The sequence below is a fragment of the Nocardioides sp. genome, from assembly GCF_036274455.1.
Lineage (GTDB): Bacteria > Actinomycetota > Actinomycetes > Propionibacteriales > Nocardioidaceae > Nocardioides.
On the sequence record NZ_DASUFR010000112.1, the window covers coordinates 1 to 13,699 of the forward strand.

At 71.5% G+C, this 13,699-nt stretch carries 13 protein-coding genes; 4 read left to right on the top strand and 9 right to left on the bottom strand.

Features of this window, described 5'->3' with window-relative positions; genetic code table 11:
• Positions 1–149: 149 nt before the first annotated feature.
• Positions 150–1,256, bottom strand: coding sequence for a threonine aldolase family protein (locus tag VFV89_RS10495; RefSeq protein ID WP_329705879.1), 1,107 nt, complete (start codon positions 1,254–1,256; stop codon positions 150–152).
• Positions 1,257–1,352: 96 nt separating this feature from the next.
• On the opposite strand from VFV89_RS10495, the gene VFV89_RS10500 reads away from it, so the two are divergent.
• Genes VFV89_RS10500 through VFV89_RS10510 form a run of 3 tightly spaced genes read left to right on the top strand, consistent with a single transcriptional unit; the run spans position 1,353 to position 4,426 of the window.
• The gene (locus tag VFV89_RS10500) at positions 1,353–2,120 is read left to right on the top strand and encodes a hypothetical protein (RefSeq protein ID WP_329705880.1); all 768 of its coding nucleotides are present in this window, start codon (positions 1,353–1,355) and stop codon (positions 2,118–2,120) included.
• 39 nt (positions 2,121–2,159) lie between these two features.
• Positions 2,160–3,770 (top strand): GAF domain-containing sensor histidine kinase, encoded by a 1,611-nt coding sequence (locus tag VFV89_RS10505; RefSeq protein ID WP_329705881.1) that lies wholly within the window; start codon positions 2,160–2,162, stop codon positions 3,768–3,770.
• Entirely contained in the window at positions 3,767–4,426 is a 660-nt protein-coding gene (locus VFV89_RS10510; protein WP_329705882.1) for a response regulator transcription factor, read from the top strand. The genes VFV89_RS10505 and VFV89_RS10510 overlap by 4 nt, the downstream gene beginning before the upstream one ends.
• Before the next feature lie 15 nt (positions 4,427–4,441).
• Here VFV89_RS10510 and VFV89_RS10515 read toward each other — a convergent pair whose 3' ends face one another.
• From VFV89_RS10515 to VFV89_RS10550, 8 genes are all read right to left on the bottom strand, one after another.
• Positions 4,442–5,233 (bottom strand): prepilin peptidase, encoded by a 792-nt coding sequence (locus VFV89_RS10515; RefSeq protein ID WP_329705883.1) that lies wholly within the window; start codon positions 5,231–5,233, stop codon positions 4,442–4,444.
• A complete protein-coding gene (locus tag VFV89_RS10520; RefSeq protein WP_329705884.1) occupies positions 5,230–7,431 on the bottom strand; it encodes a hypothetical protein in 2,202 nt (733 codons plus the stop codon). Before VFV89_RS10520 ends, VFV89_RS10515 begins: the two co-directional genes overlap by 4 nt.
• Positions 7,428–8,060: a type II secretion system protein gene (locus VFV89_RS10525; protein ID WP_329705885.1), complete on the bottom strand. Its 633-nt coding sequence runs from the start codon at positions 8,058–8,060 to the stop codon at positions 7,428–7,430. Before VFV89_RS10525 ends, VFV89_RS10520 begins: the two co-directional genes overlap by 4 nt.
• Positions 8,051–8,530, bottom strand: a complete 480-nt coding sequence (locus VFV89_RS10530; protein WP_329705886.1) for a type II secretion system protein — start codon at positions 8,528–8,530, stop codon at positions 8,051–8,053. Before VFV89_RS10530 ends, VFV89_RS10525 begins: the two co-directional genes overlap by 10 nt.
• Complete coding sequence (locus tag VFV89_RS10535) at positions 8,530–9,735, bottom strand: type II secretion system F family protein (RefSeq protein WP_329705887.1); 1,206 nt, start codon at positions 9,733–9,735, stop codon at positions 8,530–8,532. The genes VFV89_RS10530 and VFV89_RS10535 overlap by 1 nt, the downstream gene beginning before the upstream one ends.
• 1 nt (position 9,736) lies before the next feature.
• The gene (locus VFV89_RS10540) at positions 9,737–11,470 is read right to left on the bottom strand and encodes a GspE/PulE family protein (protein ID WP_329705888.1); all 1,734 of its coding nucleotides are present in this window, start codon (positions 11,468–11,470) and stop codon (positions 9,737–9,739) included.
• Positions 11,471–11,474: 4 nt separating this feature from the next.
• Positions 11,475–12,596 carry a PilT/PilU family type 4a pilus ATPase gene (locus tag VFV89_RS10545; RefSeq protein WP_329705889.1) on the bottom strand — a complete coding sequence of 374 codons (1,122 nt, stop codon included), beginning with the start codon at positions 12,594–12,596 and terminating at the stop codon, positions 11,475–11,477.
• Between the two features lie 71 nt (positions 12,597–12,667).
• Positions 12,668–13,009: a type II secretion system protein gene (locus tag VFV89_RS10550; protein ID WP_329705890.1), complete on the bottom strand. Its 342-nt coding sequence runs from the start codon at positions 13,007–13,009 to the stop codon at positions 12,668–12,670.
• 295 nt (positions 13,010–13,304) lie between these two features.
• Between VFV89_RS10550 and VFV89_RS10555 the strand changes: the two genes are divergently transcribed.
• Positions 13,305–13,682: a cupin domain-containing protein gene (locus VFV89_RS10555; protein WP_329705891.1), complete on the top strand. Its 378-nt coding sequence runs from the start codon at positions 13,305–13,307 to the stop codon at positions 13,680–13,682.
• The last annotated feature ends 17 nt before the right edge of the window (positions 13,683–13,699 follow it).

The following is a 13,699-nucleotide window of genomic DNA, read 5'->3' on the forward strand; positions in this document are numbered from 1 at the left end:
CACCACTGTGACCCGACACCCGCCCGACGACAGCCCCCAGCAATCTTTTTCTACCCAGGTGCGGCGAAGCCGCCGAGAAGCTCAGCCACCGACAGGCCAGCAGATGCCAACGCTGCGGAGATCTCGACAGGCTCGACCAGCGGCAGCGGTCAGCCGGCGTCAGCGCTGACCAGGCCGGCGTACCAGCCCGCGACGGTGGCCGGGTCCTTGTCCAGCGCGGCCGCGTGGATGGTCACCTCGGTCATCGCGACGCCGGGCGCGAGCGCCGGCCGCCAGCGGCCGCAGGGGGCGATCCTCTGCTTCTCCATGAACGCCACCACCCGCTCGGAGATCGTGTCAGGATCGCCGTCGGCGAACAGCAGGAAGGTGTTGGTGTGCGGCGGGTCGGGCTGGAGCCGGAACCCGCGGTCCACGAGCTCCTTCGCGAGCTCCGCCGCCCAGGCCACGGACTCGCGCACCCGGGGCAGCTCGTCGCGCAGGCCGACCAGCGCCGACAGCGCGTACGGCGTCATTGCGAACAGCGTGCCGCCCATCCGCTGGCGCCACGCCCGCAACTCAGCCGCCAAGCCCGCATCGCAGACCACGGCCGCGCCGGCCATGGCGCGCAGCCCCTTGTAGAAGGAGACGTAGACGCTGTCGAACAGGGCGGTGATCTCCGGCAGCGGCCGGTCGAAGTGAGGCTGGGACTCCCAGAGCCGGGCGCCGTCGGCGTGGAGCGGTACGCCGAGCTCGCGCGCTGCGGCGGAGAACGCCGTGAGCTCCTCCCACGACGGCAGCAGGCAGCCCGCCTCACGCAGCGGCAGCTCGAGCTGGGCCGCGGCCAGGTCGCCGACTCCGGGGATCTTCCGCAGGTGGTCGGCGGTCGCGGTCTCCCAGCCCTCGGTCAGGGGCTCGAACCGGAACCGCTGCAGCAGCCGCGGCCCGTCCGTCTCGTGGCGCAGCTGGTGGGCCAGGTCGGGGAGCGCCACCCGCCAGGACCGGCGCCGCTCGCACCAGACCCGCAGCACGGCCTGCTGGGCCATCACGCCGCTGACGAAGAACACCGCGGCGGGCTTGCCGAGCAGCTCCGCGAGGTCGGTCTCCAGCCGTCCGACCGCGCCGTCCTCGCCGTACCGGTCCCACTGGTCGATCCCGAGCTCCTCGGCGGCCGCGGCCAGGAGCGTCATCGTCTCCGCCGGCCCGCGGCGGGCGTGCCAGACCACCGTGTCGTCGCATGCCAGCGCCGCCGCCCGGAACCGCTCGTCGAGTTCGCTCACCCACCGCACGCTATCGATCTCCCGTCCCGGGGACAGGACCCGGACCGTGCCGTTCGGCCCTGTACGGGTCGGCGCGACTCGGGCACCTTGGAGGCCGTGGACGCGCACCGGGAGCATGCGCGACCCGTCGCTGTCGCGACGGGTCCGGCTGCCGTGCGCCGTGCTGCGGTCCGCGCGACGCTGGCGTGGTCCACCCGGGACACCGAGCCCTGGTGGCTGGTGGTCGGCCCCGACAGCTGCGAGCTCCACGCGGACCCCGATCGCTGGCTGCCCGCCCAGGACCCGGTCGGGCGGTCCTTGACCATGAGCATCGGGTGCGCCCTGCTCAACGCCCGCGCCTCCCTGGACGCGGACGGCGCTGCCTACCGGGTGGAGCGGCTCCCCGACCCGACCCGCCAGCACCACCTGGCCACGATCACGCTCCTCGACACCGCCGTCCCGGGGACGGCCGGGAGGGGCGGGCTGGCGGAGCTGGCCGCGGGCGGCTTCGACCGGAGCACGATCGACCCGTTCGTCGACTGGCCGCTCCAGTCGGACGAGGTCGAGCGGCTCGCGTGCGCGGTACGCGCGGAAGGCGCCGTCCTGCACCGGCTCGAGCCGGACGTCGTGGTCGTGGCGACGGCGCAGAACCGCGCCCTCGACTGGCTCACCGCGGGCGAGGCGGTCCAGAGGCTGGTCCTCGAGGCCGCCTCGCTCGGGTTCGCGGTGGGCGAGGTCGTCGGCGGCCTGGAGCTCCCGAGCGACCGGACGCTGCTGCGCGAGCGCATCGGCGGCCTGGACCATCCACAGGCGGTGCTGCGACTCGGTGCGCTGGGCGGGAGGATCCGCGGCCGGCGTAGACCACTGGCGGAGGTTCTGCACTGAACCTCACCCCGTTGGGGGACACCGACTACCATCCTTGACGTGACCGACGGGGGGTCGGTCCTGCGTTTCCCCGATGGTCCCAAGACCGCACTGGACGACATGATCGACCAGCTGGTCGAGGGGGCCGGCAGGGTGCGCAGGGCTCAAGGCAGGTTGCGGGGGCTGCTCCGCGCTACTGCCGCGGTCTCCGGCGAGCTCGACATCGACGCCGTCATGCGCAACCTGGCCGAGTCAGCGGCCAGCGTGACCGACGCGAAGCACGCGGCCGTGCTCGTGCACGGCGCCGACGGCGAACCCGTCGATGTCGTGCACACCGGGCTGGACGAGCGACTCCTGCGCGTGGTCCGGGCCGGCGACCGGGAGCTCTGGCCCGACGACCGCCTGGGCTGCTCGCTCTCGCTGGGCGACACGGCGTACGGCGAGATCTGTGTCTTCGAGAGCGGGGGCGGCGGCTTCAACCGCGAGGACGCCGAGCTGCTCCGCGCGCTCGCGACGACGGCCGCCACCGCGCTCAGCAACGCCGACCTCTACGACCAGGCTCGGCGCCAGCACGACTGGCTCCGCGCCAACACGCAGATCGTGCGGCAGATCCTGACCACGGACGGCGAGGACCCGCTCGCACTGGTGGCCCGTACGGCCGCCGAGCGCGCCGAGGCGGACCTCGTCACGGTCTCGCTCCTCACCGGGGACGGCACCGAGATCGTGGTCGAGGCAGGGGCGGGAGCCCGCGCCGAGGAGTACGTCGGAGAGCGGTTCCCGGTCGCCGGCACCCTGGCCGGCGCCGCGCTCGCCGAGGGAGCGCCGATGCCGGTCGCGGACTTCCGAGCGGTCAGCGGCGACACCCGTACGATCGCCGCCAGCTTCGACGCCGGTCCGGTGATGCTCGTGCCGCTGGTCGGCAACCACCGGACGTGGGGGCTGCTGTCGGTGGTCCGGAGCCACGGCCGGCCGGTGTTCTCGCGGGAGGACCTGGCGATGGTCGCCGACTTCGCCGACCACGCGACCCTCTCGCTCGAGCTGGCCGAGGCCCGCGACACCGAGCAGCGGATGCAGCTGATGGAGGACCGCGAGCGGATCGCGCGCGACCTGCACGACCACGTGATCCAGGAGCTGTTCGCGATCGGGCTGGGCATCGAGAGCGCCGCGGGCTGCGCCGGCGTGCCGGACGTCGTGCGCGACCGCCTGCGCGCACGGGTCGAAGACCTCGACCGCAGCATCCGCCGGGTGCGCACCAGCGTCTTCGCCCTCCGCGGAAGTCTGGACCGCACCCGCGACGAGTTGCGCAGCACCGTGCTCGACGTGGCCGCCGAGCTCACGCCGGCGCTCGGCTTCTCGCCCGCGGTGCAGTTCTCCGGCGCTCCCGGCGCCGTCGCCGACGAGCTCCTGGACGACGTGACCGCGGTGGTGCGGGAGGCACTGAGCAACGTGGCCCGCCACGCGGACGCCGACAGCGCGACCATCGAGCTGATCGCCACTCCCGACCGGCTGGCCGTGGTGGTCGCCGACGACGGCGTGGGCATCGGCGAGACCGCTCGCCGCAGCGGTACGGCCAACCTCGCGGCCCGGGCCGAACGCCGGGGCGGCACCTGCACCGTCGCCCCCGGCCCGGTCCGCGGCACGGTGGTGACCTGGGAGGTGGAGCTGTCGTGAGCGACGGCATGGACCGCGTCGTGCGGGTGTTCCTCGTCGACGACCACGCGGTGGTGCTCGACGGCCTCATCGAGCTGCTGGGTTCGGTGCCAGGGCTGGAGGTGGTGGGCTCCGCGACCACGGCGGAGCAGGCCCTGAGCCGCATCCCGGCGGCGGCGCCCGACGTGGCCGTGCTCGACGTCCAGCTGCCCGACGGCAACGGGGTGGACGTGTGCCGGGACGTGCGGGCCTCGCTCCCCGGGACCTACTGCCTGATGCTGACGTCGTACGACGACCACGACGCCGTGCTGGCCTCGGTGCTGGCCGGGGCCTCCGGCTACGTGCTCAAGCAGGTGCGCACCGCCGAGCTCGTCGACTCGATCCGCCAGGTGGCGCTCGGCCGGTCCCTGATCGACCCGGCCGTCATCGCCAGGGTCATGGACCGCGTGCGCGAGACGACGGTGCCGGACAACCGGCTCGCCGACCTCACGCCGCGCGAGCGCGAGGTGCTCGACCTGATGACCGACGGGCTGACCAACCGCCAGATCGGCGAGCAGCTCTTCCTGTCGGAGAAGACGGTCAAGAACTACGTGTCCAGCATCCTGGGCAAGCTCGGCATCGAGCGCCGCTCGCAGGCCGCGGTGCTCGGCGCGGAGGCCCGCCGCAACCGGGCCTGACCGCCGCCGCTTCTGCTACCTCGCGAGCAGGGCCAGGTAGTAGTCACCGAGGTGACCGGCACCGAGCACCGCCGTCCACGCCCCGAGGAGCATGAACGGACCGAACGGCACGGCGCTGCGACGCCCGGCCCGACCGGCCGCGATCAGCAGGAGACCGGCGACCGCACCCAGCAGGAAGCCGAGGAACGCCCCGCTCAGCAGCGTGCCCCACGAGAGGTAGGCGGTCATGGCGCCGACGACGCCGGCGAGCTTCACGTCGCCGAACCCCATCGCTCCCACCGCGACCACGGCGACCACCAGGTAGAAGGCGAAGAGGACGACCCCGCCGATCGCCGCCCGCAGCAAGGCGTGCGGGTCGCCGTCCAGCGCGAGCAGGGCGCACAGCACCGGGTAGGCCGGAAGCACGATCGAGTCCGGCAGCCGTCGCACGTCGAGGTCGATGAGCGCGAGCGCACCTGCGATGCCGGCGAACGCGAGGTAGGCCGGAAGCAGCCGGGGCTGGTCGGCGAAGCGGAGCGCGGCCAGGACGAACAGCACCGCGACCCCGGCTTCCACCAGCGGGTAGCGCGCGCTGATGGGTGAGCGGCAGTCGAAGCACCGGCCGCGCAGCACCAGCCAGCCCACGACCGGGACGTTGTGCCGCGGGCGGATCGCGGTGCCGCAGTCGGGGCAGGCCGAGGGCGGACTGACCACCGACTCCCCCCGCGGCACGCGGTGCGCGACGACGTTGAGGAACGAGCCGACCGCCGACCCGAGGACCCCGACGAGGAGTGCCAGCGAGACGACCGGGAGCTCGGCCTCGGTCACCGCGGATGGCTCCAGCTCAGGACCGAGATCTCCCGGGCGTTGCTCGGCGTCCCGCCCTCGTCGAAGATCTTCACCCTCGCCGTCAGCGCGAGCTCGCCATTGCCGGCCGTGCAGCCGCTCGCCACGCCCGCGCACAGGTAGACCCTGAGCTGGACGATCGTCGTCTCGAACCCGAAGCCCGGGGAGTTGTCGGGCAGCTCGATCACTGCCCCGGGATAGCTGAACGAACCGGTCTCGAAGACGACCAGCGACCGCGCGATCACCCCGAACCTGAAGACCGATTCGTCGATGTTGTTGAGCGACAGGTCGATCTTCGACAGCGGGGCGTAGGTCGTGCCCTGGATGTAGAGCGTGGTCGAGTTGCCGGATGCCTGGATGACCGGCGCGCCACCGGGGGTGGCGACCGTGTTGCCGGGAATCGCAGCCGTGGTCTGCCCGCGCAGGGCCGGCACGTAGTAGGTCAGCTCGAGCTGGATGCTGTCGAGCTGCGCGTTCTGGCTCTGTGGCAGCCGCATCCGGTAGGCCGCGGTGGCCCCGGTGAAGCCGTTGTCGTGCACGTAGGCCTGGATCGCACCCCAGCCGCCGACCGTCGACAGGTCGACCGTGTCGGTGTTGAGCGCCGTCCGGACCGGGACCGGCACGGTCTGGCTGGCGCTGGAGCCGGCCGGGCTGAAGACGATGTCCGAGGCGTTGCCCGCGGTGCTGCTCCCCTCCTTGTGCCGGACGACGAGCTTGGCACCGGTCAGCACCGACCCCTTGGGGATCGTCGAGGTGGGTCCGTAGCCCGACATCGTGATCGTGCCGGTCTGGACGCTGCCAGGGCCGGTTGCGTCGCGGGTCCAGGTCGCGACGTTGTTGTCGGGGTCCTTCACCACGGCCGTCGTCACCGTTGCCGGGGTGACGGTGCCACTCGGCACGTTGACGGTCGGGTTGCTACCGCTGGTCGTCAGCGCGGTGTTCGTGGCCACGCTGAGCGTCGTCGCGGTCGCAGTGCCCGTCTTCTGGCCGTAGATCGCGATCGGCGGCCGGTTGGCGTGGTAGCTGCCGCAGATCTCGACCGCCGTCTCCTGGCCACTGGCCACGATGTTCATCCGGCTGTCCCCGCCGAAGATCAGCTGGACCCCGTTCGCGTTGACGTCCTCGATGGGGCTGACGCACCGCCCGGGCACGGTGGAGTCGCTGTTGTCCCGGGTGCCGGCGACGAGCGTCTTGCGCGAGCCGATCGTCCACACATCACCGACGTTCGAGGCGATGTCGGAGTCGTAGAGCGGGTCCGCGCTGTTGTTGTGGAAGTCGAAGTAGTAGCTGCCGGGATCCATGAAGATCGTGCAGGCCGTGTTGGTGTTCGTCAGCGCGTTGAGCTTGGTGACGTCGTCGTAGTAGCCCGGCGACAGCGTCACCGTGCCGTTGTTGGGGCAGCTGGCCGGCGGCGTCTGCAGCGCGGGGATCCCGGTGCCGGCGATGTCGAGGTCGCTCTGGTAGTTCGGGTCGGCGACGGTGCTCGCACTGCAGTTCACGACGGGGGCGTTCATCGCTGCCGCCGGGGAGCAGCCGGTGTGGGCGCGGATGTACTGGGTGGACTCGAGCGTGCCGTTGTTGTCGCGCACGATGTTGCTGTTGGACCACACGCCGCCGCGGACGCGGAACGCTCCACCCGACCCGTTGGTCTTGAAGGTGAACCCGCTCTCCGCACTCGAGGTGCCCAGCGTGAGGATCGCGTTGCCCGGCTTGTTGCCGTTGCTGATCGGCACCGCCGACCCCTGGGCTCCGGTGGCGTCCTCGGGCGTGCAGGTCACCGCGGCGGACATCACGCTCTGGGTGTCGCCGGCCTGCTTGGGGACCAGGCCGTCGAGGACCAGCGTGTCCTTCGGCGTCGTCGTGGCCCCCGAGCCGTCGTAGCCGAAGCAGCCGGTGCCGATTTCGTTGGTGTAGTGCCACGGGTCGGGCTCGCCGCTGCCGGTGTTGTAGCCGGTCCGCAGGTCGTTGATCGCGACCTGGGCCGCGCCGTCGGCGGCGTACGACGCGCGGGCGACGTCGCGCAGCGCCACGGTGGCGCGCAGGCTGCCGTCGCCCTGGGTGAGCACGAAGCCGGTCACCAGCGCGACGACGGTGATGACGATGATCGCGATGATGAGGAGCGCACCGCCGTCGTCGCCGGGGCGGGCCCGGCGGAGCCGGTGCCGCAGTGGCTGGCTCATGTCTGCCTCCGCTCGCCCGACAACGTTGCCGTGAGGGCCTCGCTGCCGCGCCCGTCCGGGTCCAGCACCGACACGTTGAGGGACACCACCGACGGCACGCTCGCGCTGGTGCAGGAGATGTCACAGGTCACGGTCGGGAGTGCCTCGAGGCTGTGCATCAGCTCGACGGACGAGTCCACCGCCGCCCCGGTGCACCTCGTCCTGACCAGGTTGTAGCCGCCGGTGTCCGGCTCGGCGACGTAGGACACGGTGACCGTGGTGGGGGTGGCGGTGGAGTCGGTCGAGGTGTACTCGCTCCAGGCGAGGGTCACCACCCGGGTGCCCGACGGCAGGCTGCAGCCCGGCGGGACGTCGACCGACTGCTGGAGCGGGAACGTCTTCGTGCCCGCGTCCCAACCCCGCACCCCGATGCTGGCGACGTCCCGCTGCCAGTACGCCGCGGCGAACTGGACGTCGTGCGACTCGATCAGCCGCGACCGGGTGTCGGTCGTGGTCGTGAGGAAGCTGATGACGACCCCGGCGAGGCCCGCGGAGATCACCCCCATGATCGTCACGGTGATCATCAGCTCGGGCAGGGTGAAGCCGTCCTCGCGCCGGTGGAGCGCCCTGAGGCGCGCGCTCAGTCGCATGACGTCCCCTCCCCACAGGCGCGGCGCACCACGATCGTGAGCGTCTCGGTGGACCGGTCGTCGGCGCTGCGGACCGTCAGTCGGAGCCGCTGGATGCCCTGGTCGCCCCCGGGGCAGGTCCGGGCGGTGCCGTCACCGGCGAGCGGTACGGCGGCCGCCTGCTGCGGGGCGGGCACTCCGGGTGGGGCGGTGTAGCCCACCGTGGCAGGGCTGTAGGCGTTGGCCCCGGCGCAGCTGACGTAGTTGCCGCTCGTGTCGAGGTAGTTCTCGATCGCCTCCGCGTAGTCGCGGAGGTAGGCACCGCCCGACGACTGCTTGCGGTGGATGTCCGAGGCGGTCACGCTCAGCTGCAGCCCGGCCAGGATCGCCACCCCCGCGATGCCGAGGATGGCCAGCGCCACCAGGGTCTCGACCAGCGTTGCCCCGTCGTCGGACCGAACGGCCGAGCGGAGGCGGGCGCGCAGGTGCATCAGATGTCGACCTGGTTGAAGATGCCGTACATCGCCGAGACCAGGGCGACGGCGACGAAGCCGACGATGGCGCCCATCACGATGATGACCAGCGGCTCGAAGATCGAGGTGAGCTTCTTGATCTTGTAGTCGAGCTCGACCTCGTAGTACTCCGCCGTCACCTGGAGCTGGTCGTCGAGGGACCCGGTCTCCTCCCCCACCCGCAGCATCTGGGTGGCGGTGCCCGGGAACAGCCGGGTGCGGGCCAGCGGGCCGGAGATGCCCTCACCCTCGAGCATCGCCTCGGAGACGTGGCCGAGCCGCTTGATGAACACCTTGTTGCGCAGCGCCTCGGTGGTCACGGCGAGCGCGTCGGTCAGGTTCACGCCGGCGCCGACCATCGAGGCGAGGACTCTGCAGAACCGCTCCACCAGGGCGTAGCGGATGGTCTCGCCGAGCACCGGGATCCTGAGCACGAGCGCGTCCCGCGCGTACTTGCCGACGTGGAACCGGGTGACCAGGAAGCCCAGCAGGAGCACGGCCCCGGTCGCCGCGGCCAGCGCCCACCACCAGCTGCCGAGGAAGCCGGTGAACGCGAGCAGCATCCGGGTCGGGAGCGGCAGCTCGGCGTCGAGGTCCTCGAAGAACACCTCGAACTTCGGCAGCACGTAGACCGCGAGGACCACCACGGTGACGATCGACATGACGGCGACCGCGGCCGGGTAGATCAGCGCCGACTTGATCTTGCGCCGCGCCTCGAGGTCGCGCTCGATGTAGACGGCGAGCCGGGCCAGCACGGCGTCGAGCTCGCCGGTGAGCTCGGCGGAGCGGACCATGCCGCGGTAGAAGCCGGGGAACACCTTGGTGTAGCGGTCCAGGCAGTCCGAGAACCGCTCGCCGGAGCGCAGCCCGTCCTCGATGTCGTGCATCATCCGGCGGACCGAGGAGCTCTCGCTCTCGGCGCCGATCGTGTGCACGGCCTCGAGGATCGGCAGTCCCGCCCGGAGGAACGCCGCGATCTGCCGGGACAGGTGCATCACGTCGGAGCGCTTGATCCGCGGGCCGCTGATCTCGTACTTGAGGATGCTGGTCTTCTCCTTGACCCGCAGGTCACGGAGCTGCTGGTCGTAGAGCGCGACCTCGGCGTCACCGCGGCTGGTGGCCCGGGTGCTTCCCTTGACCTGCCGGCCGTCCGGCGTCACCGCGACGTAGGCGAACTTCGGCATCTCAGACCCCCGCCACGTAGATGGAGCGCATGACTTCGGCGGCGGTCGTGGTGCCCTCCTGGACCAGCCGGACCGCCTGTTCCTGCAGGGTGCGCATGCCCTGGTGCTGGGCGACCTTGCGCATCTGGTCCTGCGGCGCGTGGTCGACGATCAGCTCGCGCACCTCGTCGGTGACCGCGAGGAGCTCATAGACCCCGATCCGCTCGAGGAAGCCGGTGTGCGCGCAGAGGTGGCAGCCGACGCCATGCACGAGGTCGTGCTCGGTCTCGTCCGGGCCGAACGTCCGGAGGAACGCCCGCTCCTCCGGCGTGGGCTGGTAGGGCTCGAGGCACGACGTGCAGCTGCGGCGCACCAGCCGCTGGGCGACGACGGCGGTGATCGACGAGGCGATCAGGAAGGACTCGATGCCCATGTCGAGCAGCCGGTAGAGGGCCGAGACCGCCTCGGTCGCGTGCAGCGACGAGAGCACGAAGTGCCCGGTCAGGGCGGACTGCACCGCTATCCGGGCGGTGTCGGCGTCACGGATCTCCCCGACCAGGATGATGTCGGGGTCCTGGCGCAGGATCGACTTCAGCCCGCCGGCGAAGGTGATGCCCGCCTGCTCGTTGATCTGGATCTGGTTGATCGAGTCGAAGGTGTACTCGACCGGGTCCTCGATCGTCATGATGTTGCGCTCGGGGCTGTCGAGCTCACCGAGCGAGGCGTAGAGCGTGGTGGTCTTCCCGCCACCGGTCGGTCCGGCGCAGATGACCATGCCGTACGGCGAGTGGATGAGCGCGCTGTAGCGCTCCGCGACGTCGTGGGCCATGCCGAGCTGCTCGAGCTTGAACAGCGGGCGGCTCTTGTCGAGCAGCCGCATCACGACCTTCTCGCCCCCGACGACCGCGGTGGTCGCGACCCGGATGTCGACCTCCCGGCCCTCGACGTCCATGCTGATCTGGCCGTCCTGGGGCCGGCGCCGCTCGACGATGTTCATGCCGCCGAGGATCTTGACCCGGCTCACCACCGCCGGCCCGATCGAGCCCGGCAGGTCGAGCACGTCGCTCAGCGCCCCGTCGATCCGGTAGCGCACCCGGACCCGGTCCCCGGACGGCTCGATGTGGATGTCGGACGCCCGGTCCCGCAGCCCCTGGGTGATGATCATCTGGACGACCCGGACGACCGGAGCGTCGTCGCTGCCGGCCGTCTCGAGGTGGGCCGCCTCCCGGCGGAGCTGGTCGCGGGCCTCGTAGGCCTGGACGTGGCTGCTGACGTCGCGGGTGGCCCGGTAGGCGCTGTCGAGCGCACGGTCGAGGTTGCGGGGGGTCGCGACGGCCGGCACGACCCGACGATCGATGACGGCGGCCACTGCCTGGGCCCGTTCTGGAGCCGGGTCCACGACGGCGACCGTGACGGCGTCGGTGTCCAGCGAGAGGGGCAGCGCGCGCAGGGTGCGCGCCTGCTCAGGGGTGAGGAGTGCCAGCGCCTCCGGGTCGGGCTCGACGTCACGGAAGTCGAGCAGCTCGCAGCCGTAGTGGTCGGCGAGGGTGCGCGCGATGACCTCCTCGCTCACCGTCCCTGCCGCGACGAGCTTCTCGGCCAGGCTCCCTGGTCCCTGGGCGGACCGGGCGGCGTCCAGCTGATAGGGCTCGACCACCCGAGCGGTGACCAGCACCCCGGCCAGCCTCTCGTCGTCCGCGTCGGTGGCCGCCACCACCTCGACGGGCTGAGGCTTCTGGCGTCCGCGGATCCTCACGACGTCACCTCGCCGTCGCAGGCACGCGGTCACCGGCGTGGAACGTCGTCCGCGGGCGGACCTCGATGTCCTTGGGATAGAGGCTGCGCGCGACGGCGTCGTCCAGGCTGACGACGCCGTCCTGCACCAGCTGTGACAGCGAGTGCTCGAGCGTGTTCATCCCGTCACGTGAGCCGGTCACCAACGAGTTGCGCAGCTGGTGGGTCTTGCCCTCCTTGATCAGGTTGCGCACCGCGGGCGTCGCGACCAGCACCTCGTAGGCCGCGACCATGCCGCCACCGATCCGCGGGACCAGCCGCTGGTAGACCACACAGCTGAGCGCGGACGCGAGCTGGACCCGGATCTGGGCCTGCTGCTCGGCCGGGAAGACGTCGATCATCCGGCCCAGCGACTGGGCGGTGTCGTTGGTGTGCAGCGTGGCGAAGACCAGGTGCCCGGTCTCGGCGACGGTGAGGGCGAAGGCGATCGACTCCAGGTCGCGCATCTCACCGACGAGCAGCACGTCGGGGTCCTCGCGCAGCACCGAGCGCAGCGCCTCGTGGAAGCTCCCGGTGTCGGTGCCGACCTCGCGCTGGTTGACCGCGGCCATCTTGTGGTCGTGGACGTACTCGATCGGGTCCTCGACGGTGATGATGTGGCACCCGCGGTTGCGGTTGATCAGGTCGACCAGCGACGCGAGCGTCGTGGACTTGCCGGAGCCGGTCGGCCCGGTCATCAGGATCAGCCCCTGGTGCCGGAGCGACAGCTCCTGCAGCACCGGAGGGAGGCCGAGGTCGTCGATCGTGGGGATCTCGCGCGGGATCATCCGCAATGCCACGGCGGTCAGCCCACGCTGGGTGAACGCGTTGCCGCGGATCCGGGCGTGCTCGCGCCAGGAGAAGGAGAAGTCGTACTCGTGCCGGCCGTTCCACAGGTCGGACTGCTCGCTGGTGAGCACCTCGGCGAGCAGCGCGTTGGTGTCGTCACCGGTGAGCACGGACTGACCCGGCACCGGCGCGAGGGTGCCGTCGACCCGGATCATCGGCGGCAGCCCCGCGGTCAGCATCAGGTCGGTGCCCCTGGCCTCCCACAGGCGGTTGAGGAGCTGGTCGACCCGGTCGCCGATGCGGTGCAGGTGCTGGTGCATGAAGAGTCCCCTCGAGAAAGCCCGTGAGTGGCCGCCGCGTCAGCGCGGCGGCCACTCCTCGGTCTGCTGGATCAGCAGGCCCCCGTCACGGCGCCGTCGGCGCCGAGGGTCGCGTACTCGAGGGTCGTGGACCGCAGGAACTTGTCGTCAGGGTCGGTGGTGCCGTTGAGGTCGTCAAGCGAGGTCGGGTAGGCGTCGTGCTTGGCGTAGTAGGCCTCGACCGCGGTCTCGACCGTCTTGACCTCGGTCCTGCAGGCCGCGGTCTCGCCGCGGTCCTGGATGCCCCGGACCGAGAACACCACGATGCCGGCGAGCACGCCGAGGATCACGATGACGATGAGCAGCTCGATGAGCGTGAAGCCGCCCTCGCCCTTGCGGGCCTTGCGGAGCGCCACCAGGTGGTTGTGCAGCATTGGGTCCCCCCATGTGAAGACTCGGCGACCCCCTGCCGCCGGACTGCACACGAACCTAGGAACCCGGGGCCTGACGGTGACGCGCCGTTCGGCCCGACTTGACCGGGCGCGGCCCGGGACCGGGCCCGGGTCCAACGGCCCGGTCCCGCACCACCCGAACGGGCTAGTCGAGCTGGCCCGGTCCGGGGCCTGCAAGGTGGTTGCAAGGCGACCGAACGACTCTTCCCGAGACGACGCGAGCACGCGTCGAGGACACGGGGCCAACCAACGGGGCCAACCCATCGAGGAGAGTGACATGACCACCACAGCCAAGACCGAGGCGAAGACCGAGACCAAGACCTTCGCCGAGCCCGACGAGACCCGCACCTTCGAGCGCGGCCAGGTCGACCTGGTCGACATCGCCGGCACCCAGATCGGCCGGCTCACGCTGCAGCCGGGCTGGCGCTGGTCCGAGCACGTCAAGCCGATCGCCGGCACCGACCTGTGCCTGGCGCCGCACTTCCAGTACCAGGTGCAGGGCGTCCTCCGGATCCAGATGGCCGACGGCACCGAGCTCGAGACCTGCGCCGGCGCCGTCACCGCCGTCCCCGAGGGCCACGACGCCTGGGTCGTCGGCGACGAGCCCGTCGTGCTCGTCGACTGGTGGGGCGCTTCGAACTACGCCAAGTCCTGAGAGCGCCCACACGGGCA